The 26,862-nt window shown below is 61.4% G+C and carries 22 protein-coding genes and 1 pseudogene; 12 read left to right on the top strand and 11 right to left on the bottom strand.

The features are described from left to right. Positions 1-29 precede the first annotated feature (29 nt). Together PY310_RS21775 and PY310_RS19670 are read right to left on the bottom strand one after the other, a co-directional pair. On the bottom strand, positions 30-944 hold the full coding sequence (locus PY310_RS21775; protein WP_472925638.1) for a DNA-processing protein DprA: 915 nt from the start codon (positions 942-944) through the stop codon (positions 30-32). Positions 945-1,511: 567 nt separating this feature from the next. Then, positions 1,512-1,928, bottom strand: a complete 417-nt coding sequence (locus tag PY310_RS19670; protein WP_275216246.1) for a hypothetical protein — start codon at positions 1,926-1,928, stop codon at positions 1,512-1,514. A gap of 482 nt (positions 1,929-2,410) precedes the next feature. Between PY310_RS19670 and PY310_RS19665 the strand changes: the two genes are divergently transcribed. From PY310_RS19665 to PY310_RS19650, 4 genes are all read left to right on the top strand, one after another. Beyond that, positions 2,411-3,082: a helicase associated domain-containing protein gene (locus PY310_RS19665; protein ID WP_275216244.1), complete on the top strand. Its 672-nt coding sequence runs from the start codon at positions 2,411-2,413 to the stop codon at positions 3,080-3,082. 248 nt (positions 3,083-3,330) lie between these two features. Continuing rightward, positions 3,331-3,762, top strand: coding sequence for a LexA family protein (locus tag PY310_RS19660; RefSeq protein ID WP_275216243.1), 432 nt, complete (start codon positions 3,331-3,333; stop codon positions 3,760-3,762). Between the two features lie 8 nt (positions 3,763-3,770). Then, a complete protein-coding gene (locus PY310_RS19655; RefSeq protein ID WP_472925637.1) occupies positions 3,771-5,069 on the top strand; it encodes a Y-family DNA polymerase in 1,299 nt (432 codons plus the stop codon). 74 nt (positions 5,070-5,143) lie between these two features. Beyond that, a complete protein-coding gene (locus tag PY310_RS19650) occupies positions 5,144-5,416 on the top strand; it encodes a hypothetical protein (protein ID WP_275216241.1) in 273 nt (90 codons plus the stop codon). 330 nt (positions 5,417-5,746) lie between these two features. Here PY310_RS19650 and PY310_RS19645 read toward each other — a convergent pair whose 3' ends face one another. After that, on the bottom strand, positions 5,747-6,814 hold the full coding sequence (locus PY310_RS19645) for a PASTA domain-containing protein (protein ID WP_275216239.1): 1,068 nt from the start codon (positions 6,812-6,814) through the stop codon (positions 5,747-5,749). 151 nt (positions 6,815-6,965) lie between these two features. On the opposite strand from PY310_RS19645, the gene PY310_RS19640 reads away from it, so the two are divergent. Beyond that, entirely contained in the window at positions 6,966-7,682 is a 717-nt protein-coding gene (locus tag PY310_RS19640; protein WP_275216238.1) for a hypothetical protein, read from the top strand. A gap of 11 nt (positions 7,683-7,693) precedes the next feature. Then, a complete protein-coding gene (locus tag PY310_RS19635; RefSeq protein WP_275216237.1) occupies positions 7,694-9,442 on the top strand; it encodes a zinc-ribbon domain-containing protein in 1,749 nt (582 codons plus the stop codon). Positions 9,443-9,604: 162 nt separating this feature from the next. Here the strand turns inward: PY310_RS19635 and PY310_RS19630 are convergent, their stop codons facing one another. Both PY310_RS19630 and PY310_RS19625 read right to left on the bottom strand, forming a co-directional pair. Continuing rightward, positions 9,605-10,180 carry a recombinase family protein gene (locus tag PY310_RS19630; RefSeq protein WP_275216235.1) on the bottom strand — a complete coding sequence of 192 codons (576 nt, stop codon included), beginning with the start codon at positions 10,178-10,180 and terminating at the stop codon, positions 9,605-9,607. Positions 10,181-10,411: 231 nt separating this feature from the next. Further along, positions 10,412-11,569, bottom strand: a complete 1,158-nt coding sequence (locus tag PY310_RS19625; protein ID WP_275216234.1) for a competence protein CoiA family protein — start codon at positions 11,567-11,569, stop codon at positions 10,412-10,414. 295 nt (positions 11,570-11,864) lie between these two features. Here PY310_RS19625 and PY310_RS19620 point away from each other — a divergent pair, with 295 nt between their 5' ends. Then, complete coding sequence (locus PY310_RS19620; RefSeq protein ID WP_275216233.1) at positions 11,865-12,428, top strand: GNAT family N-acetyltransferase; 564 nt, start codon at positions 11,865-11,867, stop codon at positions 12,426-12,428. Between the two features lie 81 nt (positions 12,429-12,509). Here PY310_RS19620 and PY310_RS19615 read toward each other — a convergent pair whose 3' ends face one another. Next, a complete protein-coding gene (locus tag PY310_RS19615) occupies positions 12,510-13,223 on the bottom strand; it encodes a hypothetical protein (protein ID WP_275216231.1) in 714 nt (237 codons plus the stop codon). Positions 13,224-13,552: 329 nt separating this feature from the next. Continuing rightward, positions 13,553-14,464 (bottom strand): hypothetical protein, encoded by a 912-nt coding sequence (locus PY310_RS19610; RefSeq protein WP_275216229.1) that lies wholly within the window; start codon positions 14,462-14,464, stop codon positions 13,553-13,555. Between the two features lie 1,065 nt (positions 14,465-15,529). On the opposite strand from PY310_RS19610, the gene PY310_RS19605 reads away from it, so the two are divergent. Beyond that, positions 15,530-16,615, top strand: coding sequence for a restriction endonuclease (locus PY310_RS19605; protein WP_275216228.1), 1,086 nt, complete (start codon positions 15,530-15,532; stop codon positions 16,613-16,615). A 366-nt stretch (positions 16,616-16,981) separates the two neighbouring features. On the opposite strand, the gene PY310_RS19600 is transcribed toward PY310_RS19605, so the two are convergent. Beyond that, entirely contained in the window at positions 16,982-17,320 is a 339-nt protein-coding gene (locus tag PY310_RS19600; protein ID WP_275216227.1) for a hypothetical protein, read from the bottom strand. A 671-nt stretch (positions 17,321-17,991) separates the two neighbouring features. Here PY310_RS19600 and PY310_RS19595 point away from each other — a divergent pair. From PY310_RS19595 to PY310_RS19585, 4 genes are all read left to right on the top strand, one after another. Continuing rightward, positions 17,992-19,752 (top strand): ThiF family adenylyltransferase, encoded by a 1,761-nt coding sequence (locus PY310_RS19595; protein WP_275216226.1) that lies wholly within the window; start codon positions 17,992-17,994, stop codon positions 19,750-19,752. Beyond that, positions 19,742-20,281, top strand: a complete 540-nt coding sequence (locus PY310_RS21710) for a Mov34/MPN/PAD-1 family protein (protein ID WP_419095527.1) — start codon at positions 19,742-19,744, stop codon at positions 20,279-20,281. The genes PY310_RS19595 and PY310_RS21710 overlap by 11 nt, the downstream gene beginning before the upstream one ends. A gap of 693 nt (positions 20,282-20,974) precedes the next feature. After that, complete coding sequence (locus PY310_RS19590; RefSeq protein ID WP_275216225.1) at positions 20,975-21,547, top strand: recombinase family protein; 573 nt, start codon at positions 20,975-20,977, stop codon at positions 21,545-21,547. Continuing rightward, entirely contained in the window at positions 21,548-22,261 is a 714-nt protein-coding gene (locus PY310_RS19585; RefSeq protein WP_275216224.1) for a helicase associated domain-containing protein, read from the top strand. A gap of 281 nt (positions 22,262-22,542) precedes the next feature. Here PY310_RS19585 and PY310_RS19580 read toward each other — a convergent pair whose 3' ends face one another. The 3 genes and pseudogenes from PY310_RS19580 to PY310_RS19570 form a co-directional block, all read right to left on the bottom strand. After that, positions 22,543-23,223: a hypothetical protein gene (locus PY310_RS19580; RefSeq protein ID WP_275216223.1), complete on the bottom strand. Its 681-nt coding sequence runs from the start codon at positions 23,221-23,223 to the stop codon at positions 22,543-22,545. Positions 23,224-23,246: 23 nt separating this feature from the next. Beyond that, positions 23,247-24,218, bottom strand: a complete 972-nt coding sequence (locus PY310_RS19575; RefSeq protein ID WP_131684938.1) for a ParA family protein — start codon at positions 24,216-24,218, stop codon at positions 23,247-23,249. Positions 24,219-25,862: 1,644 nt separating this feature from the next. Continuing rightward, positions 25,863-26,862, bottom strand: a pseudogene (locus PY310_RS19570) (MarR family transcriptional regulator); the annotation flags it as partial.

The following is a 26,862-nucleotide window of genomic DNA, read 5'->3' as shown; positions in this document are numbered from 1 at the left end:
GAGATCCTCCCGACGAACGCTGACCGGCATCACGCCTGACAAATCGCCCTCAGTCGTGGACGTCGTTGACACAACAAATCCGCGGCGTCCAGCGCATCAGTGTTGACAGCACCCAGATAACGCTGTGCACACTGCCCGGGACCGCCGCGACGTGGCGGGCGATGGTTTCGGCGTGGTGTGCGGTGTTCAGTGCACCGGAGCGCCAGCGCGCTTCGACGACGCAGGTGACTCCTGCGAGGGCCGCGATGATGCGGTTCCTCTGGAGGAAACGGTGCCTGGTAGGGGCCGTTCCCGGGGGGCAGTTCGGAGAGCGTCACGCCGTTGGCGCGGATCGCGGCCGCGAGGTCGGCGTTTCCGGACGGGTAGTCCCGGTCAAGTCCTCCGGCGAGGACGGCGATGGTGGCCGGGCCCTCTCCGGTGCTTCCGGCCACTGCGGCGCGGTGGGCGTGGGCGTCGATGCCGTAGGCGAGGCCGGAGATGACGCAGATCCCGCGCTGGGCCAGACCGTAGGCGATGTCTCCAGTGACGGCCGCGCCGTAGCTGGTGCTGTCCCGTGAGCCGGTCAGTGCCGCGCACCGGGACGGGGCGGGGATGCCGTTGCCGATGTTGCCCCGGTACCAGAGGCCCCACGGGGCATCGGGAAGGTCGTCCAGGCCGGTCGGCCAGTGCTCATCGCCGGGGACCAGGAAGCCGCCGCCGAGCCGTTCAATGGTGGCCAGGTCTTTCTCCGGGTCCAGGTCGTGGATGCGCGGTGCCCAGCGGCTGAGGCCTTCGGCCAGCTCGTCGGCGTCGACGTCCCAGAACGGGAAGGCCGGGCGGGCGCCGATGGCGATCCGCAGGGCGGCGTGTGCGCCGTGTTTGGCAACCAGCGCCCGGCCGACAAGGTCGCCTGGTTCAAAGAGGCGGGTCAGTGCGGCGCGTGCGGTGCGGTTTTCGTCGTTCATGGTGGTGCTCCTTCTTGCCGAGAAGTTCGGTGGGTGGGGCGGCTCGTGGTGACCGGCCAGCGTCCCCTCTCCCCCCGTTGTTTTTTGGTTGCTGGCAAGCTTGCTTGCTCGGCGGCCGACGGAGGCCTGTCTACCCGAAGGGCAAGGGGCGGGAAATTCCCGGAGGAAATCAGCGACGCAGGAGCGCCGGAGGGAAATTCCCGCACCGCGGGCCCCGACGAAGGAGGGGCTAGACGGGGTGGAGCGGACGCCTAGAATCCGAAGGACAGCAACCAGAAAACGTCGTAGACACACCAAGGTTCAGGGGGTCCGGAGCTCTGCGACGGCGCACCCTGGACCCAACAGCCGGCCGCGCCAGCGGACGCCCTTACGGGTGTGAGCCGTGGCGAACATGCTCCACCCGGACCACAGGGAGAACACCCGCTCGTGCGGCACCTGGGCCTGCCGCCGGCGGCAGGCCCCCCCGCACCTGGATCCTGCGGTATGGCGGTCCGCCGCCGGCCACCACGCACCCAGGCCAGCCCAGGGGCGGCGGACCGCCCACGGTGACCGGCCCCGAAGATCCGGTCACCCCGGGGGCATCCGGTACCGGCTCGGGAGCTCGGCGGCCGCTTCGGGCAGGTCGTCCGGGCCGTGGGCCTGCCCGTTCTTCCAGTGGAAGAACGCCTGTTCGGTGATCGCGTCCCACTGCCGGGCCTGGGTCCGGTAGTAGGTGCATGTCACGTCGCCCTCGCAGTACGTGGCGACCCCGAACAGCTTCCCGGTGTTATCCGTGGCAGCCGTTGCGGCCACGATGACATACGGCCACTGGCCTAGATCCCAGCCGTCGGACCCCCAGCCGGGCACAGCGACCCAGCCGTGCTGGCCGATCAGGTCCATCCAGTCCCACCCGTCGTTCATGTGGTAGTTCCCCAAGACGGTCACGCCGTCGATCGTTTCGCCGGTGTCCTTCGTGGTCACTGATGCGGTGCGGACTGCACTCATGGTGTTGCTCCTTCTTGCCGAGAAGTTCGGTGGGTGGGGCGGCTCGTGGTGACCGGCCAGCGTCCCCTCTCCCCCCGTTGTTTTTTGGCTGCTGGCGAAGCTTGCGGAGCTGTGCCCGTGGAGTCCGGTCTACCCGCAGGGCAAGAGGCGGAAAATCTTCGAAAGGAAATCAGCGACGTAGGAGCGCCGGAGAAGAATTTCCGCGGCGCAGGCCCCGACGAAGGAGGGGCTAGAGGGGCCGGAGCGGGTACGTACAATCCGAAGGACAGCAGCCCAAAAACGTCGTAGACAGACCAGGTTCAGGGGTCCGGAGCTCTGCGACGGCGCACCCTGGACCCAAACAGCCGGCCGCGAAGCGGACGCCCCCCGGCGTGGTCTTTAGGGTGAACGCCCTCGAAAAGGCTCCTCATCAGCGACAGTCCGGACCCGGGCGCCGGCCGGGAATGCCGCGATGCGGGATCCGGCCGAAGCAGAATGATGTTGTGAAGACGCAGATCCACCGAAAAGCACCGGAACCGGAGTGGGTGCTGATGTACCGGAAGGGCCTCCCCCCGACGAAGATCGCCGCCGTGACAGGGGCGCCCTTGGGTACCGTCCGCTACCACCTTGGCATCGCCGCGCAGGCCGAGCCAGGACTCCGGGCCGAGCACAAGGCAGCCCGGGGCGCTGTCACCCGGGAGACATCACGCGGGCTGCAGAACATGGCCGACACCATCACCTTCTACGAGAAGGAGGGCCGGCTCCCGACGACGGGAGGGAAGCCCGCCCGTGAACGGGCACTGGGTGCCTGGCTCACCTACCAGCGGAACGCTGCAGCCGCCGGCACCCTCTCCCCCGCCTACCGCGGAGGCCTGGCCGTCATCCCCGACTGGAACACCCCACCGACCCGGACCGAAGAGAACGCAGCCCGGTGGAACCTCCGGCTGGCCGAGCTCGTGAAATACCGGAAGGCCGGCAACGACTGGCCGCTGCACAAAAAGACCTCCACCGAGGAGGAATGGGTGCTGGGAGTCTGGCTCCACGGGCAGCGGATCAACCACCGCAACGGAATCCTGACCAGGAACCGAAAAGCACAACTGAACTCAGCCCTTCCCGGCTGGCGTGAAGGCAGGGCACGAAGCGGCGGCCGCCGCGCCGGTTCGCCGCCGATGTAACTGCCCCGCGATGGAAGGCCGGAAGCGCAGCAGTTCGCCAGCCCCGACCCACCGAAACCCCCTTGGCCGACTCACCACCGCCTGGCGCGGGGCCGGGAACGGGTTATGCCCACTGGCGGGCAGGTGGAGCCCTCCGCACAGCTCAAAGCTGTCCCCATTGGGTACAAACCGTTCCTTGTGGTGACCAGTGTCAGAGCCAGGGCGTATGGTTAACAGCGAATCGAACATATATTCGAAAAAGGTGTGTTGTGGGCGTGATTATTGGCCCCCGCGTGATAGAGGCGGGCGTGTCATTGTTGTCGGTGTTGGTCTCCCCGGGGCCGGTCGCGGCGGGGTACCCGTCGCCGGCGCAGGATTACTTTGACGGCCGCATCGACCTGAACGCGCACCTGATCAAGGACATCACCAGCACCTACGTGGTGCGGGTGTCCGGGGAGTCCATGACCGGCGCGGGGATCAGCGACGGGGACGAGCTGATCGTGAACCGGGCCCTGGAACCCAAGGACGGCTCTGTGGTCATCGCCGTGTTGGACGGGGAGCTGACGATCAAGCGGCTGCGGATCACCCCGACAGGGGTGGTGCTGCAGGCCGAGAACCCGGCGTACCCGGACATCGACGTGCCGGCGTTGTCGGACCTGACCATCTGGGGTACCGCGATCCGGTGTCTGCATCATGTCTAGGGGCCGGAATGTCTAAGCCGGTGCCGATGCGGCACATGCCCCAGATTGCGCATGTGGACGTGAACTGCTTCTACGCCTCCGCGGAGCGGGCGTTCGACCCTTCCCTGGAAGGCAAGCCCGTGATCGTATTGTCCAACAATGACGGGTGCGCAGTCACCCGCTCCCCCGAAGCCAAAGCCCTGGGCATCGCGATGGGCGAGCCCTGGTTCAAGCTCGCCCCCCGGGCCAAGGAATGGGGCCTCGTCGCACTGTCCAGCAACTACGAGCTGTACGGGGACATCAGTGCCAGGGTGATGGAACTGCTGGGCCGGTACTCGGCCTGGCTGGAGGTTTACAGCATCGACGAAGCCTTCCTCGGCGTCAAAGGCACCCCCGACGAGCTTTTGGCGATGGGCCGGTCCATGAAAGCGGCGGTCCGGCGGAACGTCGGCGTGCCGGTCTGTGTCGGGATCGCCCCGACAAAGACGCTGGCAAAGCTGGCCAACAAGTGGGCGAAAAACAACAAAGCCTTTGACGGCGTCTGCCACTGGGACTCCGTCCCCGCTGCGGCGCAGGAGACATTGCTGGGGCGGCTGTCCGTAGAGGAAGTGTGGGGCATCGCCGGACGGCTGACCAAGCGGCTGAACGTGATCGGCATCTTCACCATCGCCGACCTGGTCCGCGCGGACCCGGTCGCGATCCGGGACAAGTTCTCGGTCGTGATGATGCGCACCGTCCTGGAACTGCAGGGCACACCCTGCAGTTCCATGGAAGAGGAACGGATCGGGAGGGACCAACTGATCTTCTCCCGCTCCTTCGCCACACCCATCACCACAGCCGCCGGGATCCGCCAGGTCATGAGTGTGTACGGGCAGCAGGCATCGGCGCGGCTGTCCAAACACGGGCTGCAGGCCAAAGTCCTCACCGCGTTCGCCGGCACCTCGCACTTCAACCCCAACGACACCTCCTACCCCTCAGTTTGTGTGCCGCTGCCGACGCCCACCGCCGACCCGGTGATCCTGACCAAAGCCGGCCACGCGCTCCTGCCCCGGATTGTCGAGGGCGTCCGCTACGCCCGGGCAGGGATCATGCTCACCGACCTGCGGCCCACCGGCAACCAGGCACCACTGTCCCTGTTCGAGAACCCGCACGAGGAACGCCACATCGGAACCCTCCTGGAGGACGTCACCCGAAGGTACGGCCGCGGCTCCATCGGCCTGGGCCACGGCGGCATCCGGGCCGGGCCGGACTGGACCATGAAACGCGACATGCTCTCCCCCCGCTACACCACCCACTGGGACGAACTGCCCCTCGTCAAAGCCGCCTGACCACCACACCCCAGCACTACCAAGGAACAAACCCTCATGACCGTCACCACAGAACCCCCACCCGTGATGCACCCGTGGACGTCCGGTTCACACCCGCAGGCGCTCCCCTGGCCGTCCGCCACGACGGACAGGTTTGGGCCGTTGCCGAAGAACCTGTCCACTGGTTCACCAGGGACTCCTGGTGGGACACCCGCCGGAGCGCCCCGATGGGCGTCGGCAACGTCGTTGATATCGAGCACTGGAAGGTCCAAGTCCGCTACACGTCGGACTCGCCGCTGCGGACCTTCGAGCTGCGCCGGAACCCGCCGTCGGAGCAGTGGCTGCTGGAAGCTGTCACTGACAACTAGGCCCCGGCCTGCGTAGCGTTAGGCCATGGACCCACAGCCGGGTTGCCGGCCGGGCTTGTCCCCCGGTGACAGTCGCGTTGGCCCGTGCCGTCACCAAGACGCCGGTTGCAGTAAGGGCCGACGACCGCGCCACTTGATGGTCCCGGCAGGGCAAGGAACTGACGCGGTACTTCCCCGAACTCTGTTCAGCGGTCGCGTCGGCTGTTCCCCCAGGATGCGTGATCGACGGTGAAGCCGTGATCTGGAGCCAGGACATAGTGTGTACTGCTGGTCGACTCCCTGCCGCGGCTGGGGGAACGGACCAATGACGCCCCGTTCCTCCAGCCGAGGTCAGCCGATCATGCTCCAGTTGCCACAGCCTCGGCTGACGAACCCTTCACCTGCATAGACGGTGACCACCGGTCCCTGGGGCGCGAACGAGATGAAGTCATTGGCACTCGTTTCGCCCTGGGGGCTCGTGCGTTCCCAGTAGCAGTCGTGCACGCCGTTGGCCCCGGACGGGACGCTCACCTGGAAGGACCCGGCGGCGATGTCCCTGCCCACCACGAATGTTCCGTCCCCCATCGCGGTCTTCGGTGCAGGCGGCACACCACCTGCGACCCGTAACAGCTCCGCAACGAACGGGGCCTCCGGGCACATCGTCATTGCGGCTTTGGCCACGGCCCTGACCTTCGGCCCGCCCGAGGGGTATTCGCCGTACTTCGTGTCCCACCCGTCTTTGGGCGGGATGGCGCAGAGCAGCAAGACGCTCCCGTACGCCATATAGGGTGCACTGGCATCCCCGCCGTCGGCTCCGATCTGCTTCACAACAGCGGCCTCATCGGGTTCCAGTTCATACCGATCCATGTACCACTTGCCCCCGACGCGGAGGTCGCACGACTTGAACCGTGCGAAATCCGGGGCTTCCCAGATCTCCTGGAGCTTGGTGAATGACTTGTTATCTTTCGCCGTGATGGCGTTCTCCGACGCGGAGCATTTGAAGCTGTACCGCAGGGACCGGACCCTCGCAGCTTCCTTCACGGCCGCGGCCGCGGTGGCTTCCGCCTGGGTTGCCTCCAGGCTCAGGGCCACTGTTCCCCCGGCCTCGATCTCCGAGCCCGCCGCAGGGTCGGAGCTCACGACCATGAAGACGGCGTCTGGCGTCGCAGTGAATTTCACGCCGTCGCTGCCCACAGCCTCGTACTTGATGATGGCTTTGAACAGCAGGTCGCGGGCTTCCGAAAACGGTTTGCCGGCGACGTCGGGGACCTTCGTTAGCTTCACAGTCTTGGTGGGCGTCGGCGAAGCCGCCGGCTCAGCCGTCGGCGTACCGCACCCTGCCAACAGTAATCCGATGCACGCCGCAGCCACACCGATCATCCTGAACTTCACAACATCCCCCTTATTGCTAACCCCCATGTGCGCCCATCCTATGTGGCCGTGCAGGGACACCACGGGTCACCGGTGCATTCTGTCCTCGGGCGCCGCCAGCTCTGGAGTCCCGAATCGGGTAGTTCTAGCAGGGCAGGCATTGAGCGTGAACCGACAACCTTCCAGCTAGAGTCAGGTCGTGGCTAGTCATACCAAGAACCCCGTCGGCGAGACTCTGACCTGGACAGCGACCATCGGCGGGGTAGCAGCATTGATCGGAATGTTTTTTCCGCTCACCCAGGAGTTCCTCACAGCCACGGGGCTGTGGGGTTGGGTCGCATTCGCGACTTTATTGGGGCTGCTCCCGTGGCTCGTGCGCTTCTGGGCGAGTTCTCAGCTGCGCGCAAAGCAACTTGGTTTAAGGAGGGAGTGGGAGGCCGAACAATGGGCTCTTCAACGGGATAGCAAAGACTTGCTACTCGTGCGCGAGTGGCTGGGCGGCTGGGACCTCCACGGCGTCTTCCATGTCTACCTCGTCGAGCACATCCACTTTGGCCATCTGCCTTTGTGGTTCGTGCAGCAAATGGATGAGCGTAGATCTATGTGGGACAGAGATCCGCGCAAGCTTGAAAACCCTACTCTCCGAGAGGAGTGGGAGAGGTTCAGAATTGCGCTGGATGATTTCGCAGACAGAATCAACGAGAACATGTGGCTTGAAAGCCGAAGTAGGGCAGAACGCGAGGCCGGTGACAAAGCTTTCATGCACATTCCTCCGGAATGGAAGACACGTGACCATGTTCGGTACCACACAGCGGTAGACGAACTCAGCAAATGCCGTCAGGTGCTTGCTGCCTCTATGAGTTCGCTCCTTGGAACCTTGTACTCATATTCACCCGACGCAGGAAGCAAAGGATAAAAGGGGATTTCATGCCGATTGCGTCTCAGACCTGCTCGACGACGGGCTGCGCCAACCCGGCGGCCTTCACCACGCGAACGAAGCCGGCATGGTGCGAGCCGTGCCTTGTGGAGATCCTCGGTGAGCTGGGTATGGATCCAGTGACGGCGTTCCCTGGTAAGGCCGAACGCTGGCGCACCCGTTGCCGCCACTGCGGCGCCGAATGCGACTACAAGTTCGACTACCTCCTCGAACTGCGCATGCGCGATGAGCCCGCGTGCCGACGGTGCTACTGGGTCGACTGGACGCTTGAGGCCGACATCATCTCCCGAAGCCGGGACACCGTCAGCAGGGCTCAAGTTGCGGAACACTTGGCGCGGAACGGTTTCGAGCCGGTCGAAGAGATTGTGGACCTGCCCAGCGGGGGATGGCCAATTATCACCCGCTGCACACGGTGTGGCATCCAGCAGGCCGAACGAATGGGCGACATTGGCTGGGGGTGTGTCTGCACACGCAATGGGAAGTCGAGCAGCTCCCTCGCGGAAAAGCCTCGCAGGGCCAAGAACCTATTCATCGACTCCGAGAACCCTGCTTTGGCCTGGTGGAACCATGACCTCAACGACGTCTCGGTCTTGGCAACCATTACTGCACGCGCCCATAGGGAATGCCACTGGGGGTGCCCGTCGTGTGGACACTGCTTCACTGCCGCCGTGTACTCGATGACGAGCAAGGCCGAGTGCCCGAAGTGTGAGAAGGAGCGGCGCGCCGCGTGGGATGTTGAATGGGAACGGTTGAAAGCTACCCCGGTTTCCGATATTCCGGAGCTTTTCTCAGCCTGGGCGGACGAAGCCGACCCCCGCTTGGTGATGACCGCCGGCGGCGTCCCGCGACGTTTTCGCTGCGAGAACGGGCATCACCCGAGAGTGCCGCCAAGCACCTTTCTCAGCTCGGGCTGCCAGTTCTGCCGCACGCCGAAAGTCGATGGACCATCGACAACCCTCGCCGAGGTTCTGCCGGAGATTGCGAGCCAGTGGCACCCGACATTGAACGGCAAGGGGACGCCTCAGAAGGTCGGTCCGAATTCCAAGAGGATGGCGTACTGGCTGGCCGACTGCTGCGGCTATGAGTGGGAAGAGCCTGTCCGTGACCGGAACAAGTACCATCGACTGCGGTGCCCGCGATGCGAGACGATCCTGGACTCCGTGGGATGGGTGGATCCAGGTCTGGCCGCCGAATGGGATCCCACGAATCCGGTGGACGTCTGGCATGTCCGTCCCCACGGCCGTACGGCCTTCACTCCGGGGTGGATATGCTCCGTTGACCCCTCCCATCGGTGGGAAGCCGACCTTTCCTCCCGCTCTAACGGCTCCGAATGCCCGGAATGCCGTGAGGGTGGAAAATCCCGGGTGGAGAAGCAGCACTTTGATGCCGCCAAGTTACTCTTCACAACAGTGAAGTCGGGCGCTTTCGTGCGGGACTCGGCATTCAGTACCCGGAAGCGGTGGTCGGTCGACATCCTCGTTGAGCACGAGGGAGTGAAGGTGGCTGTTGAGTACGACGGCGCCTACTGGCACCGGCCAGAAGCCAAGATGGAGGTGGACCGGCGTAAGAGCCGTGACCTGCTCGCTGCCGGCTACCGCGTCGTGCGCCTGCGGGAGGACGACCTGCCAAAACTCGGGATAGACGTGCCTGACTATCTTGAATTGCGGGTCTACTCCACGGCCCCGCGCCCGGACGAAACGGTCTCGCGCATCAAGGAGTGGTTGGCCCAGGCGGTGTGAGGGGCCTCGGGAAGACATCTCAGCAATGGATCCTTTATCAGGACCGAAGGGCCCGAAGCGTCCTCGGTTGGTCGCAGCCGGGATTGTGACTTTCGGCGGTAAACGGCGGTCTTTATGCGGCGCTATTTGGCGCGTTCCTGGCAGTCGGCACGGCGTCGGTCTTCAGATGGTGCGTCTTTGGAGCTCGCGGTACACCGTCGTCCGTGACACCCGGAACAGCTCGGCCAATTCAGCCTGCGTATGCTCGCCGGCGTCGTGCAGGGTCAGAAGATGCTTCCGCTGCGTCTTGGACAGTTTTGGCTGCTTGCCTTTCAGTCGCCCCTTCGCTTTTGCGACTGCCATGCCCTCGCGGGTGCGCATCCGGATCAGGTCTGCCTCAAACTCGGCCACCATTCCCAGGACGTTGAACAGCAGCCGGCCCACGGGGTCAGTTGGGTCGTGGCTATTGCCGCCGAGACTAAGCACTACCCCCTTGGCTGTCAGCTCGTCGGCGATGTCCCTGGCATCGGAAAGGGAGCGCGCCAGCCGGTCGAGCTTGGTCACCACGAGCGTATCGCCGGCCCGGCACGCCGCCATCGCTTCACGGAGCCCAGGGCGCACCCGATTCGCTCCCGTAAGTCCGTGATCGACATAGATCTGAGCCTCCTCTACACCCAGGGCAAAGAGGGCATTGCGTTGGGCGGTCAGGTCTTGGTCGTTCGTCGAGACCCGGGCATAACCGATCTTCATTCCAGTCATAACGAACATGGTTGCAGTAATCCCCCCCCATCACCGTGCATTTGATCGTGCGGGTCTTGCGTACATGGCCTGGGCCAGCAACCGCGCGGAACGTGGCGGCGGACTTCCGCGGTACGGTGATCGACCGGCTTACGGGCAGCAGTCCGGGCGTGAATCCGTTAGCGTTTCGACTCACTTGGTTTATGAAATCGGCGGATAGAAGCGTGCGGCAACCTTCCGTAGTCCGGCTCCTCAACGTCGGGATTGCCCCGGTGAACCGAATTGATGCTCGTACGTCTGAACTATGGCCAGGGTGTCCTTGAAGCGGCAATTGATCCAAAATGAGGCCGACGACTGTATAGCCAACCACAGGGCGACCGGCACCCCTCGGGCTTCGGGAAGCCACTCCTCAACCAGCTCTTCACGCAACAAGGCGACGGCTCGGGCTCGGATTGATTCTGCCCATGCGACCTGGCTGGGGCTGCCCCTGAGCTGGGGCCATGACGAGGGCCATCTGTTTTCCAGCCCCTCCGGGGTATGCTTCAGGGCTTCAAGAAGCGCTGCCCGTGATGCTTTCTGCTCCTCGATCCTGCGTTTTCGCACTTCTACTTCCCGTGCCTTCTTGGCCTCTTCACGCAAACGCGCGTCCTCAGCCTCTTGCTGCTGTCGCTCGCGCTCCGCGGCTCGTCGGCGTTCCACTGCCTCTTTCGCTTTGCGGAGATGGGCCGAGGCCAAACCGCGGGCGGTTACCTCCCAGTCGCCCAGGGGTCCGCCGATTTCCTTTATTTCAACGTCGGTCTCGTTATCGGTCTCGTAGCTGACGCCGATCCTGCATTCCTTTTTGGCCCAGCCCCACCAGATCCTCAGGCTCCAGCCGCGGTCAGCAAGTTCTGTCTTGTAGGCCTCGATGTCCTTGGACGCGTACAACCACTGCACGACGTTGGCCCTCTGGCCGTAGACCGCGGTTCGTTCCAGGGCGTTGCGGGCCGAGAGCGCCGAACGCTGCACTTCTAGTGCAACTTCAAAGGACGGACCCGTCACCAGAACATCCGTTCGTCCGTTTTCGATTGAGACCTCAAGACGGCAGGAGAATCCCGGCATGGTTTCGATCCAGCTCCTCAATGCTTCCTGCATGGCAAGGTGGGTGTAGCGGTCAGCCTGGGATTTGGATGAGATGAGTGAGCATCTGCTTCCCGCTTGGTGCCTGAAGTGGGGAACGTTGACATCACCGATCGCAAATGTAAGTTCCCCTCCGCATCCGCCGAGTGCGGTCGAGCAGTAGAAGGAATTCCCGCCTTTCATCCTCCGGGCTTCCTTGCGATCTTCCGGGGCCTGGACCGGGACGCGCGAGTCAGGAGCACCAAGAACGGCGTAGATATCGCGGCGTTCCGGGAACGATTCGTTCGACATGCGCAGAACATAGCGGTTGCCTCTGACATTTCCGGCGAGGTGTCTTTTTAGACGGCTGTGCTTGTGAGGCCGGAAATGCTGAAACTCAGCCTCACCGACACGTCGACTGACTAGGGATACGAGACGTTCGGGAGCAGGTTGCAGTTGGGGGATGAACCAGCACTGAGCCCCTAGGGGATCCGATGATCTTGCGCCCGTTGATCGACCGGCTAACGGGCACAGGCTGAGTGGTGACCATGCTGCCACCGCTCAGACAGGTCCCAAAGCGGCCATTCGCCATTGGTAGTGTTCGGGTATGTTCAACCCCTACTCCCCATATTACGAACCAGGGTTTGGCGCATGGAAGCAAGGGCTAGAGGCATTGCCACCTTCGGAGGTCCTGATCCGTAGGGCGGAGCAGACGGCGGAGGACGGTCGCCGGATGCGGTGGATGCAGGCAGACTGCGAGTCAACCAACATTCATTCTGTCGAGGACAACGTGTCGAGGATTGGGCAGCAACTCGTTTTGCTGGCAGAGATTGCTGATTATCCTGTCGGTTTTTGTTGTGTGTTCGCGGGTCAAGCCGATTCCGACCCGCTGTTCATTCAGTTGGTCGCAGTAGTTCCCTCCGCGCGGCGACGAGGGGTAGGACTCGGGCTCCTAAAAGCGGCCGTCAGATGGCAGCCGCAACGCGGCATAGCGATGGCCACTCTCGAGGACAACGCCGCCGCGCGAAGTTTGAATGAGCGTTTCGCCCAAGCGATCGGGGGTCGCATTCAGCGTGTTCCCGTCAGCCGGTTCCGGCCGTCCGATCTAGGATTCGCTAGAGGCGAGCGTCACCGTGTCTGGATGATCGAGCGTCAACAGCCATTTGATTGACGTCCTGCGCTTCGGTGAGACAGGCTCCCGCAAAGCAATCCAGGCCACGAACCGTCAATGCAAAGCCTTGTCACCCGCAGCTCAGTTGAACTGAAACCCGCGGTAAGAGCTGCGCACGTTGAAGCGCCGACCCTCTTTGCGGCGCTGGAGGAACCCTGCGATCGTGTCTACGTCCCTAGGCCTCATTCGAAGTTCGCGGCACTTAACGCGAACCTGGTCCACAGTGATCGGTCCCCATCGCTCCGGTCGATTCATCATGTCGGCCTTGAGCTTGTCTTCTTCGTTCCATTTCAGACCAGACGAGTAGCCGGCAGCCATATGCGCGATGTGCTCCAAGATGCCCTCCACCCCGTTCGGAAGCGGCTCTTGTGCTTCCTCGTCCACAGCTTCCAAGTTCGGATCCACCGTCTGATCGAGAAAGAGCTGCACCGGCTTGGCGTCTGCAATCCATTCAGCAGTGTGCCGTTCGTTCCACTCGATGACGACGATCGCATCTGCTGCGCACCCCCAAAGATCGTCCAAGTGCTGACGGTCAGGCCAAGCGTGAATAACCCGAGTGCCGGAGAGTACCCCTCGTGAGAAACCCCGCCAGGTCCGATGCGTCACGCGTGGCTGCGCAACGAGCTTCATGAGGCTCGTTCCATCAAAGTCCTTCCGCGGCGTCACCACCACAACGGGTCCACCGGGCTGTGCGAGCAACCAGTTGATCGCACGCACATTCTGTGGTTCGCGGGACATCTCGCCCGGGGTAAGCCGCGAGATCGCGACTGGGTTGGGGTAGCCGTCAGGTGACATCGTGTTCTTCCTTCACTCGTAGCCGATGCTTGGAACGGTACAGCCGATGTCTGACATTCAATTCGTGGGCACTGAAGCTGCAAACCTCAAGTGTTGGACAAGCGGCTACCACCGAGGGGCTTCAGGTGCCGGCCCCGGGCCCATTCCGGCCGTGCGCTTTGCGGTTGTGGCGCTTCATAGCCCTTGGATTGATGCATAGACCCTTGTGGCACGTTTACAACCGCCCAATTAAGGATCGCCATCCGCGCTTTGCGATAACAGGAGGGCCGTGGCCCCCGAAGGGCTGGGCAGGTCCTCCTGGGGACCTGCCCAGCTTTGCAAGGGCGGGCCTAGCTGGCCTTCGGCAGACCCTTCAAAATGCGGCTGCGGGCCTCGTCTGCATCAAGCGGGACATACGCCTGGTCGACTTCCTGCTGGTATTCCTGTACGTGATTGCTCACGGACATGTCCTTCAGGGTTCGTTCGGAGTTGAACTGCTTGATCTTCGGGTGATCGGCCTTGATCTGCCATTTGTATGGCTTATCAATTTTCCCGTCCAGGGTGATGCTGGTCTGCTCGTCCTGAACCGCCTGAGTCGTGTAGCGGTTGTAGAACGGGTTGGGGTGCATCAGCGGCTGCCACGTCACCCAGCTCCGGGGAATAAGGACCAGCTGTTTCCCGCCGACGAATGGCAGCTGGCAGCTCTTGGAGACCCAGTCGAATTTCTGGGGGTCCCACACCATCAAGTTCTGCGTGGTGGTGGTGGCGGCCAGGGCGGGATATTGGCGCATCATGTCATGCGTGAAGTCAACCAAGATGTCCATGGCCACACGCGTAATCATGTCGGACATAAGGTCCCGGTCAACGCCGTCAAGGAACAGCGGAAGGTGTTCGATCCGGGTCAGCGCTTGTTCCTGGCAAAGGCGGTTCCCAAGTGCGGTCCAAAGTACGCTGCCAAGTCCGTTTCCGAATCCCTTGCCGTTCGTTCCCTTTGCGGAGTAGCCCAACCGGGTCTCCCCGGGTTCACTCATTCGCTGAAGGATGGAAAGCCCTCGGGTCCTGTCAGCAAGTGACGGGCTTTGGCGGAGCTGGATCAGGCCGGTGAAGAAACCGGTCAACTGGGCTTGGGCCCGCACCCCGTAGGGGCCGGCGGCGTTGCGGATGGCACTGCCATCTGCGAACAAAAGGTTGTCGTTATCCACGTCAACGTCCAAAAACGGGACGTTCGGGGGGAGGGCGTAAATATTTGAAAGGAAGGTCATGATGATCTGCTCACTCCGGCTTTCCAACCGGGGGTTTGAACTGTTTCGCTCCTGACGGCGCCAGAGAACGGGCAGCCCCCGTGTCCTCGTAATTAGACACAACGGCCAAGTCCGAGTAAGCTAGATCTATCGCCTGAGCAACGATATGGAACCTAGCCCTGCTTGGACTCCTCCACCTTTGGAGGTAACCAGCAGGGCATTCTAGCGTTCCCAAAACTGGCCTTGCTATTAATTTTAGCACACCTTTTCGGCCCTTGTGCACGACACCGTCCTAGCACCCTCTCAGCAGCCTTCCACGGCCCCTCCCAAGGCTTATCCGGAACGCCGGCAACATGTACCGTGCGGTGCCCGTCTGGCCCTCAAATCGCCTTACAGCGGCTTTTGATAACGGAAACATAATTACATTGATGTAGTTCTGGCCATACTATTTCTCGCGTAATCCCCGCGGGAGCCCGCCTAAGCGTCAAGTCCGCTCGACTCATAGCTGGCACGCTGGGACACCTTCCAGAGGATCAGTAAGCCCCCGAAAGTAAGGCGCGCGGCGTCAGCACCAGGCACGCCTGCCGGGGCCGGTACCGCCGGGGTTACCGCAAATATCACACCCCGCAGACGCGCGAGTGCGGCCAAACATCCCGGCCCGTTTCAGGGACCTCGGGCTATCTTGTCGTACATCTTCGAGGGGCGGTTGCCAGCCCGGGCGTTCGTCAAAGGCGAGTTTGCCACTGACCTTCTCTTCGAACACGCGCCAATAGATCGGTGCAAGGGCTTTCGCCGACCCCGTATTCGGTGACCTCTGCGTCTCGTAACCTTCCCGCCTCGAAACCCTAGTCATACGAGAGCGCAGGACTGCAAAGCTGCGCGTCCGGTGAAGGATCCCTGAATGGTCCCCAATGAGCCCGAGATTGCCGCTCAACTAGGACTAACGCGTCGCAGAACGCGCGGCTCCGCGGCGCGCTTTCCACAGGGTGTCGTCTGGATTCCTTGGCAGAAGGTTCCGGATAAGTTCACGACTACGCTGAGACTGGTAGACGCTGTACGGAGGGACTTGTTGAACGGGGGTGCTGAATGACTGCGTGGATCATCCGAGCCGGTAAGTACGGCGAACGTGAGCAGTGGGCCCTCCAAAAGGGCCTATCGGGTGGGGGCTGGTTCGAGGTCGCGGACCTAACCGCAGCAACAACGAAGGACCAAGTCCGCGCCGCAGTCGAGACCGCGTTCCCGACCGCCTCAGCCGGACGAATCGCGAACTTCACCGGCCAGCTCTGGGCGATCCGCCACACCATCACACCCGGCGATCTGGTGGTGATGCCATTGAAGACTACGAAGAAGATCGCCCTCGGCATTTGCGCCAGAGGCTACGAATACAGGGCGGATGATCTCGACCCAAACACCCGCCACACGCTCACCGTTGACTGGAAGACCACCGACATCCCCCGGGCCGCTATCAAGGACGACCTGCTGAACACCATCAACGGAGCTATGACCGTCTTTCAGGCGTCGAAGAACAACGCCGAGCAGCGCCTGCGGCGTCTCCTCGACACCGGGCTCGACCCGGGCAACAACACCCACCCCACGCCAACAGGAACTGCCACCACGACCACCACCGCGACCGCTGCCACCGGTTCGTTTGATGGTGGCGAGGCTGACGACGTTGTTGACCCACCTGCCATTCCAACTCTGGAGACCATTCGGGACCGGGTACGCACCCACCTGGTCGAGAACTTTAGAGGACATGGCCTGACCGAGCTTGTGGCAGGGATCTTGCGTGTGGAGGGCTACGTCTGCGAGGTGTCTCCACCGGGACCGGATCAGGGAGTGGACATCATCGCCGGCCGCGGACCCCTCGGCCTGGACTCCCCCACCCTCATCGTCGAGGTGAAATCGGAAGACGGATCTATCGGCTCACCGGTTGTACGCGGCCTTCAAGGAGCCATGAGCCAGCACAGGGCCGATCAATGCCTCCTAGTCGCTTGGGGCGGCTTGAACAAGCAAGCACGAGCCGAGATACGCACCGACCGCCTCACAACGCGAGTCTGGGACGCCGACGACGTACTCGATCACCTTTTCGAGGTCTACGACCGGCTCCCTGATGAACTACGCATGAGAATTCGCCTCACACGCGCCTGGGTCCTCGACGAAGAAACAGGATAAACACCACCATTGCGGCCCTCATCCAGCCTCCCCCTTCACCGGTGCTGTACGGCAAGCTCACCTCTCCCCCGGTTTGCCATCAGCTGCACCTCGACCTGAAAGGGCACTGTCAGGAATCCCCATACGAGCCGTCGATGGTGCCGGTGAGACGGCGTTTCGGCTGGCGTTGTATTGAGCGGCGTGGACAGTAATGCCTACGCTGACAACCAAACTAAGGAACAAGGCCTTCCAAGGGGAAGCGCCAGGCGTTGGAGCTGGCTTTGTAGGCGTTGGGACACTTGCCGGCGGCTTGGTAGCGACGCAGCGTGGAGCGGCTGGCCCCGGTGGGCTGGACAGCTTCAGTGAGAGTCCAGGCGGGACAGTTGGTCATTCTCCCCGGCGTGTTTCAGTGAGCATGTGCAAGTGCTTGGCGAAATCGGGGGTGATGAACACGTCAAAGGGCTTGGCCTCTGGATCTGATGTTTTCAGTGACAACACAAATCCGCGTGTGCCCCTGCTGTCGGAGCTGTTCCAGCCTGTGAGGGCCGGCGGCAAGTCCTGCCCCATGAGGACGGTCCCGTCCTTCACGTCCCAGAGTTCCCCGGCATTGATCTTTTCGTTGTGCTCAGCACAGATGTACGCCTCGTGCACGTCGTTGAGGTAGTGGCCGCCTGTGACGACGTCGGAACCGGGGGCCTGGCAGCGGAGAACAGCGCATGGAGTCATGCTTGCGACGATACCGAAGGTCAAGGCCTACATATGGCGGTTGAACCATGACACGCCCGTTAGACCTAACTACGAGCACTAACGTTATGCCTGCCAACGAATACCCCAACCTGACGAGTTCGTCACCGACCGTGTTTGCAGCCCGGCTACGACTACGCCCCTGACCAGTAGTCAATAACGCCCCTCCTCGGTTCTGACCCGCTTTGAAAACGACAAAGAGTTCTGACAGCACCATCCGTCGATCTATCTGCGTTCAGCAGCACATGCCCACGCCTTGGTCTCAAACGGTCGTTATTGACTAGGCCGTGAATACCTAAAGCATTCAGCAGAACATTCGAACCGATCATTACCGAATCGTCCAAGATGGAACTCACCCGCGGGGAGAAGGGTGCTAGTCAGCGAATCAGGTTAGTGGAGAACGGCGCCGGAATCATGATAGTCATCCGTTCCAGACGCCGATGCCTCGCTTCCCCTAATTGTCGGTGCCGTGGGTAAGAATGGGATCGGGACCGTGACCGTCGCGGCTTCCTGAAGAGGTTAGGACCCCTAGTGGCTGACAAACCAGATAAGCCGGAACACCCGGAACACCCGGAGCACCCCGAACACCCGGACACGCCCAACAACCCCGACTTTCCTCCCCGCCCGCCGAAGCCTGGCAAGGTCGGCTAAACATGCGGTCTATCCGCAGATTGCGGGACGGCCTTCTGGAGCAGGAAATTAGTCAGCTCCAGAAGGCCGGCTACCACGTCCTTCAGCAGGACATTCAGGGCGGAAAATTATGGGTGCTGACCGTCCTGGCACCAGAGCAAAAAACGGGCACCGGTCCTCTCACGCTTTCGATCACGCTCCCAGACTCCTACCCACTGTTGCCACCGAGGGTAACAACGTCGGATCTGACGATGGGTCACCATCAGCATCCTTTTGCAGAAGATCTTTGCCTTATAGAGAGGTCCACCGAAAACTGGATCCCTGAATGGCATCTGGCCGGACTTCTGGACAACCAGTTGAAACGCGCAGTGGCTGCCGGACAAGCAGCCCCAGGAGAAGGTCTCGACGAGTTTGAACAAGGCGAGCCTTTCAGCGCTTACTACACATACTCAGAGTCTGCAGGGTTCCTCATTGATTCAGCCCGCATGGACCTTTCCGTCGGCACATCCGGAGACTTGCAGGCTTCAATCGCGTACGGTGCCGCCGGACGCCTGCTCATCATTCTGGATCAGATGCGAACGGGCCGCCAAGTTGCCTATGAAGCACCGGACGGCCTTCACACAGCATTTGAACCCTATCGGCCGAGCGCACTCTCGGGACGTTGGATCATCTTGGATAAGCCCCCCGCCACGAACGACCCCAAGGACATCTGGCGGCTAGCCCGGGAAGCGGATAGCGCAAGTACCTGGCCGAACAATTTTCCACAAAATCCTGGTGCACCAGCTTTGGAAGTCCGTGCGGTGGGATTCCCCGAGGAGCACGGCAGGGATGTCACCGGCCTCGGCTGGTTCCTCGTTCTAAAAGAACACGGGACTATCCAGCAAGCGAAAAAGGGCAGAGGGAAGGGTTCACCAACCGTCCTCAAGACACCTGAAACGCACAAACTTGTCCGCGCTTTTCGCGCTGGCCATTCCGACCTGTCGTACCGAACGCCCGAGACTCATGGTCTTGAAGGAAAGTCCGTGGCAGTGATTGGCTGCGGCGCAATCGGCAGTGTCTTAATAGAACACCTTGCCCGTGCCGGCGTCGGGAGGTTTCATCTGCTCGACCAAGACATACTGGAACCAGGCAACCTCGCTCGCCACGCCGGAGCGCTAGACAGCGTCTGCCTGGATAAGAGTGCAGCCATGGCCCATCGGGTCCGCCAAATTAATCCCTATGCTCAAGCGAGTCCAATGAAATTCCACGTCGGCTTGCCTGCACTCGTCGACGGCCAATCAGAAACGGAAATCCTCGAAGCCCTTTTCACCTCAGTGGACTTGGTAGTAGATGCGACAGTAGAGGTCGGAGTCCAGCAATACACGAGCTTGCTCGCCTGGGACACCAGCACTCCATGGGTTTCCCTTGAGGGGACACCCGGAATCGGCGGCGGCACTGTCGTGAAGATTACTCCCGATGCCGACGGTTGTTTCGGCTGCTTCCAACGGCATCAACGTGCAGGGTCCATACCCGAGGCAACGGCGGTACACAGCGCTCTAGTTCAGCCGGTCGGCTGTGCGGCGCCAACGTTCACAGGCGCCGGATTCGATCTCTCCGTGATCGCGCTCCAGGCGGCGAGAGTGATCGTGGGTGCGCTAATGCGAACAACTCCAAGCGGATATCCCGAAGACGGCTACGACGCTCACATCCTCAACCTCAGAAATGAGGACGGGCAACCCATACCGCCCGTCTGGCAAGGTTTTCGGGTGACCAGGCATCCAGAATGCGGAAGTCATGATGTGTGATACCGAGGCTCAAGTGACCGTCCAATGGAAGGCTGAATCAAGAGGTGCCATCCTGCGGGAAGCAGCTTCCGCCTTGCCATATGAAACGGGGGGGATCCTCCTCGGCCATTGGCACTACGGAAACGTCGTAATCACTAACATGGTTGGCCCGGGCCCCAAAGCCCAACACCATATCGCGGCTTTCACACCTGATCGTGACTGGCAATATGAGCAAATCGACTTACTGTTTGCCGAGTCTCAGGGCACAATCCAATACCTTGGAGACTGGCACACTCATCCCCGCGGTGTTCCATTCCCAAGCAAAACTGACGTCTCCCTACTTGCATCGATTGCCAGCTCGCCGGAGAGCCGATGCCCCCGACCGATCATGTACATTCTTGCTACCAAGCCAAAGCTCAAATGGACAGAGCGGCTTTACTTATACGAAACAGAGCCCCGGGATTCTGAACCACGGATCTCCCCGCTCCAAGTTTGCTCGGATAATCCTCCTGGCCGGACGGGACCTCCGCCTCCGTCCACGGGGTCGTGAGGGCAAAGGCCCTGGCGGCTGAACCCTGTCCCTTGAGACCGGAAACCGCCAGATCCTGACGCGCATGGAAGGCCGCCGATCGCATTCAAGAAGGTCCTCGACAAATTTCTCTGACCCTCGCCTTCTGGAGCTGATGACGTCCATGCCTGCACATTTAAGGAGTGCTCACAGGCACTGACTCGGGCCTAGCAATCATGTCTCAGCTGGAGTCGGCGTTCTGTCCAGCGGTGGGCCAAGGCGAAGCTAAGATGATCACCCTCCCCCGCCAAGCTAGTGTAAACGACGTGCCGGACTCCGTCTCGTTCTGCTGCGGCGATAGCGTTTTATGGCGGTTGATGACCGCATCGTCCTCAGCTGCGCCCGCTTAGATGAGAACAAGCGTATTGACCCCCTCCCGGCGGAGGAAGACAGGATGAAGGCCCGCGTGCCCGCGGACCGAGCGGCATGCCAAGGCGCCTGTTACGGGCACAAACCGGCAAGGAAGACCCGGAGGCGGGAACACCGATGGGCCTGCCCGCTGGCTATCTCACAAAAGGATCCTTTATCAAGATGCGGCTAGCTGCTCATAGTAACCTTCGTTGATACCTGTCTTCTGGGGTTCCAGGGCGCGGTGGGTCGTCTCAACAATGTGTCTCACCTGGGTTATTCTCAACAAAACGGAATAGAGCCTTTGATGAGCTATGAGGAGTCGGTTTGGGGAGTATTGGTTACGCCAGGGTCAGCACCGTCGACCAGAACTCGGACCTGCAGCATTCGGCCTTAAAGGCAGCTGGTTGCCACCGGATCTTCACCGACCATGGCGTCAGCGGATCGCTGGCTAGCCGGCCAGAGCTGGACAGGATGCTCGAACACCTGCGGGACGGTGACGAGGTCGTGGTCTGGAAGCTGGACCGCCTGGGGCGAAATACCAGGAACCTGCTGACCCTCATCGATGATCTGGAGCGCCGGGGCGTGCACTTCCGCAGCGTCACGGAAGGCATCAGCACAACGGGGCCGATGGGCAGGGCCATGCTCACCGTCATGTCGGCATTCGCCCAGCTCGAACGCGACCAACTGGTCGAGCGGACCAAAGCGGGCATGGCTGCGGCCACCGAACATGGGCGAAGGGCCGGGCGAAGGGAAATAACCGCCGATCACGCGAAGGTTAAGCGTGCCCGCGACCTCAAAACTCAAGGGCTAACGCCTGCCGACATCGGGAAGATCATCGGCGCCAGCCGGGCCACGGTGTACCGCTATCTGCGCATGGAAAGCAACGAGGTGATCTGAGTGAAGCGCGTCGCCCCTGACCCGGAATTCGTGCTGATGTACCGCAAAGGCATCCCCACATCAAAGATCGCCGCCCTAGAGGACGTCGCGGACACCACCGTCCGCTACCACCTTCAAATTGCTGCCCGCGCAGAGCCTGGCATCCGGGACGAACACCAAGCAGCCCTAACCCCACCAGCCCGACGAACACCCGAGGCGGGCATGCGGAATCTCACCGACGTCATCGCCTTCCACGAATCCGAGGGCAGGCTGCCCGTCACCCACGGCAAAACAGCAAGAGAGCGGGCACTGGGTGTATGGCTGGCGCACCGACGCCGGGAGGCGGCACAAGAAACCCTCTCCCCCATCTATGTCCAGGCGCTGGCAGTCATCCCCGGATGGGACAAGCCCTCAACACGAAAGGCCGACGACGAGGCACGCTGGCAGCAGCGGCTGCAGGAACTGCAAAAAATCCGTGCCGCCGGCGGGGACTGGCCGAGACATCAAAAAACAGACGACACCCATGAACGCACCCTGGGAATTTGGCTGCACGGACAGCGGATCGACTACCGCGCCGGCAGGCTGGACCCTACCAGGGAGAAAAGGCTGAACGAGGTCCTACCTGGGTGGCGGGACGGCCGCGGCCACAGAGGCGGCCGCCGTACCAACTCCAAAACCTTTGACCGCAATTCCGACCAAGCTTTGATACCGGCAACCAGTTCTGAAGAGAGCTAGCGCCTGATACTGACGGCGCAAGTGCGGCCCGTCGCCAACCCAGCTGCTGCGCGCTGTGCTCCTTGATGAGCCGTTCAAAAGGATCCGTGCCTGCGGCATGGTGCTGCTTCCCCGGCGCCGTCGTGGCCTCGATGAGCATAGGCATCAACGAGCACGACTCGCACGCGTGTGCCTGTCATTTAACTAGGCGACCAAGCCACGAAATATCTCGTCCCAGCGGGGTCTTTCGGGCGACACCGCGGCTCTTGTTGGCATGGGACTTGTCCAGGGCCAACAGATCGTTATTCGTTGTTATGTTCTTTCCTGTAGGCGGTGAGAACTCCGACGAAGAACGCATTCCTGTTGTCAGCTGTCCAGGTCCGAGCGAGACTGATGATCACCTTCATGTGGTTTTTGCGGAAGCGCAGCGGCCTCGTCTCCGGTTCAACTGATCCACGAGCAAGCTTAGGCGTGGCTGGCGCCCGCCCGAAGATGTCGTTCGCTGGAATCTGGCTGTCATCCGGCGCGAAAATCTGGCCGAACCGGTTCTCTGCCGCGACCCAGCTGATCGCGTTCAGGACAATCCCTGGGTACGAGATCCCTGTGATGTCATGGTGCTCTCCCAGCCACTGGTTCAAGTCCTTGGGAAGGTAGAGAGTGACGTGGCCTGAGTGTTCCTCTTCTGCTGGTTCGATCTTCGGGGCGACCGTTGCCCCATCAGATGGCGCGGGCTGGTCAACGGACTGGACGGGTGGAGCCGCCGCCGCGGTTTCCGATTCGGGCTCTTCCACCGTGCTTGGTTCCCCGGTAGGAGGGGCAGGTTTAGCAGGTACAGAATCCGGCGCACGAGAACTCTCGGTCGATTCAGCTACGGGTTCCGGCGTTGTTGCAGGAACCTGCTCGGCTGGAGCCACTTCGGTTGGAGTAGACGGCACCGGCTGGAGCACGCGCCTCTTCAAGCCGCTCAGGGCGCTGAGGTCCATCTTTCCTGGGCTCGACGGCAGGCTCACTTGGCGGCCACCTCAAGGTTCTCGTCAAGCGCTTCCTCCTGGGACTGAAGCTCATGGACGATTTGCTCAGTCAGCCGCATGTAATCCTCGGCCAAGTTTCCTGCTGACTGTGCGATACGGGGTTCATCCGAGCTCTTGCCCTTGTTACGCAACCGCTCCCAGAACGGTGATTGAGTCGCTGCCCTGGCGGCCAGCTCATGTGCTGCGAGACCCCGGAAGCTGGCGTCGGCGTCAGCTGCAACAACGTCGCGGATGCTGCCCTCGAACACAGGCGCGATGCCGTCCAGGGACTCCTGGAGCAGGGTGCGCGCCTGTTTGTCCACGTTTCTGGCATTCGTGGGAATGCCAAAGAGGATGACACCGAGCAGCGCTACTGCTGGATTGTCATTCTGGACACTGAGAATGCGACGGGCCAGAGACTCGAGACCACGAATGGATTTCGGCTCAGGCTTCACCGGAGCCAGAATCCAACGAGAGGCCAACATCGCTTCCTCAATAGCGGTCCAGCCGGCCTCTGACGGCGGGGTGTCGATCAGGACGATGTCGTAGTTCGGGGCTATCTTGGCCAAGGTGCGAGCCACTCCCCCGCGCATCTTTCCTTGACGGGAGGCGTCTCCCTGGAATGTGTCCATGAGCTGCGCTGTGTGATTGCCGCCGGCGAGGACATCCAGTCCGGGCCGTACATCCTTGATTGGCACCGGGATCTTGTCGTACCGGACCGCGATATCCAGCGCTTCGCCACGGTCGTATCGGTCATCATTGATGATGCCCAAATTGGTTGACGTGTCGCCTTGAGAGTCTAGGTCAACGACCAACACCTTGTAGCCGGCTTCAGCGAGAAGAGCAGCGAGATTGGTGGTCACGGTCGTCTTGCCGACTCCGCCTTTGCCATTGGAGATGCAGATAGTACGTCGCGACGCCAGTTGAACGGCGGGCGACAACGTGTAAGAGGTAGTTGCCGTATCCATAGTGCACATCCTAGACGCGGACAATGCGAGGCAGCTGCACATTCACTATGGTGTCGGGATACAACACAGTCGAAGTTACTTTTGCAGTAGTTGTACAGTAGCGTCCCACTAGCTACGGAGTTGACATCCAGTAGAAGGCGACTAGCTCCACGACCATTCGCAAGTAACTATAATTCTGCTTGCAAACTGCGCCGCGTTACTTAGGTAACTAACAAAAAGTTGCTATGCACGCGGGTCACACTAGGAACCCTGCTGCTACTACTGCTTATTCTAGATCCACCAAATGGCCGCTGCACACTAATTGTGCACTTACGACGCTCTACATAATGCAGTAAACTGCACAGTTACCGCACCGTCCACACAGCGCTAAACGCGCAGTAAGTAACACAGTAAACAAAGATTAGACAGGCAATAGAAATAGAACGCCACCCGCATCTCCTGGCGGGGGAGCGGAGTGCACGTGCCCAGGCGTTGTGCAGCGGAAGCCCCGCCACCAATCCTGTCGGCTAAACCTCCGGAATCAAGGACGACCTTGCCGATCCTAGCGGCGCACTATTAGGGATCCACCATAAGACCGCTGCACACTAACTATGCACTTACTGCGCACTAATCACCGCGGTGACCGCAGACTTTCTAAGCAGCTCACACAGCGCTAAACGCGCAGTAAGTAACGCAGTAGACAAATAGAGGCAAATAGAAATAGAACGCCACCAGCATCTCCTGGCGGGGGAGCGGAGTGCACGTGCCCAGGCGTTGTGCAGCGGAAGCCCCGCCACCAATCCTGTCGGCTAAACCTCCGGCATCAAGGACGACCCTGCCGATCCTGGCGGCGGCAGAGGCCGCTGGCCGCGTGATAAGACTCTGCCGCCGCCAGGATCGGCGCAGATGAACCACCGGGCTAACAGGGACGAGCGTTGAGCCACGGACGGCGCCCTCGACCGTGAACGTCACCGACTCTCCGGACAGGAGAACTTCGTATTCCCGGCTGCGGACACGAGCTATCGTGGCCCAACCGTACTCACGGTCAGCCAGATGGCTGCGCGATCCGCCCATATCTATCCAGTCCGTCCGGTGCCGAACGTCGCGTACATAATTCGCGACGCAACCCTGGTTCCGGTTTGGACAATACTGCGGCCGCCGACGGTCCCTACGTTAAGGAGGGTTGAGTGCGACCATTTGAAGGCGACGGAGTCCAAGGCTGCTGCCATGGCTCAAGGAAGGGCAGCTGTCCCGCAGCAGGGCGGCGGGTGCTCAGGTACAGCCTGATCCCTCCTATAGCCAGTCCGGCCTCTTCGCCACGGCAGCACATGGTGCCCGCAGAAAAACCTAGCTTACTTAAGCATCAGACCCAGCGTTTCCGGAGAAAACCTCTGTGATCCGAACTGCGTAAAGCCCCTAGTGCTAAGCAACTCCCCCGGCCCGCTCAACCACACGAACCACGTTGCCACGCAGTAGATAGAACAGTAGAAAGGCAGTCAAAACTGCACTTGTAAATGCGTTGGCATGAAGTAGAACAGGCATATTCAAGAATGCAACGATCCAATTCGAGAAGATCAGTGGGGCATGGAATCGATACGTGACCGAACTCCGAGATAACCTGCTCGATACTTAGCAGTGGGATGCCATGCCTCCCGCGCACGGTCACTAGCCAGATCTGGCGAATGCCAAATCCGCGAGTGCCCATTCATCAGGTGGACCTTCGAAATCCTCCCACGGATAGTCCTCACCGGGGGAGAGGAGCTCGGCGACGGTATTGACGTTCTTTGACAGCCATTCCTTCCAGAGGATTCGTTCTATCCGGTAGCGATGCAACTGCGCGGCGACAGCTTCCATGACCCCGAAGTACTCGGCAAGGTCCTTCAACGACGTCGTAGGTACGACTGACCAGGATCTTTTGTTGTCCCGGGCGATCATGTTCCAGGCGGCCATTACCTCGAGCGCTTCGCTGACAGCCGTCCGGGAGAGCCTAGTCAGCGTAATGATGTCGGTCGTCGACAGACCGGGGGAGTGCTCCAATGCCTCGTAAACGAAAGCCGCCGGCAGGCCTAGTTCGCGGAATATGGGCCTCATGGCATGGATTTTCCCTTTCTGCCACGTCAAGTCCTCGGCTGCCGCCTTCACGTCTTCCGGCACGGTCAGCATGTAGAGATCCCCTTTAGTGCCGCGACCTTCTTCGACCAAAGTCACCAAGCCGTCATTCTCGTCGCGCAGGGCTCTCAGATGGGACCCAACAGTCGTGTGGTCCAGTCCGGTAGCGATGGCGATGGACCTGACGCCGAATTCCACAAACCTCGATGCGGTCATGTGTGCAGCCTCCCCGAGTGACCTCAGCACCATTCTGCGGGCGAGCCCGGTCCTCGAATCGAGGTAGGCATGCTCTTTAAGTCGGAGCGCGTTACGCCACGTTCGGATGTACTGGTGCTCTGCACCGGTACTCGTGGAGGGCGAGTTCGCTTGGTTCCCCTGGGCGTGTGTAGTTGGCTCGCTTGTGGGGGATATACGGGCATTGTTCTTTCCTGCTTTGGGTCCTGGGTTTTTCTTTACGTATGTGACCGCTTCCAGCCAGTCGCGGTGCAGCGACTTACGTCGGTGCTGGGAAGCGTAGCGGGCATAGAAGGAGGCCAGTCCTGGCCAGGTCCCCTGC

The sequence above is a fragment of the Pseudarthrobacter naphthalenicus genome, from assembly GCF_029076445.1.
GTDB lineage: Bacteria > Actinomycetota > Actinomycetes > Actinomycetales > Micrococcaceae > Arthrobacter > Arthrobacter naphthalenicus.
The sequence above is the reverse complement of the archived record's forward strand: the minus strand, read 5'-3'. Positions and strand labels throughout refer to the sequence as shown.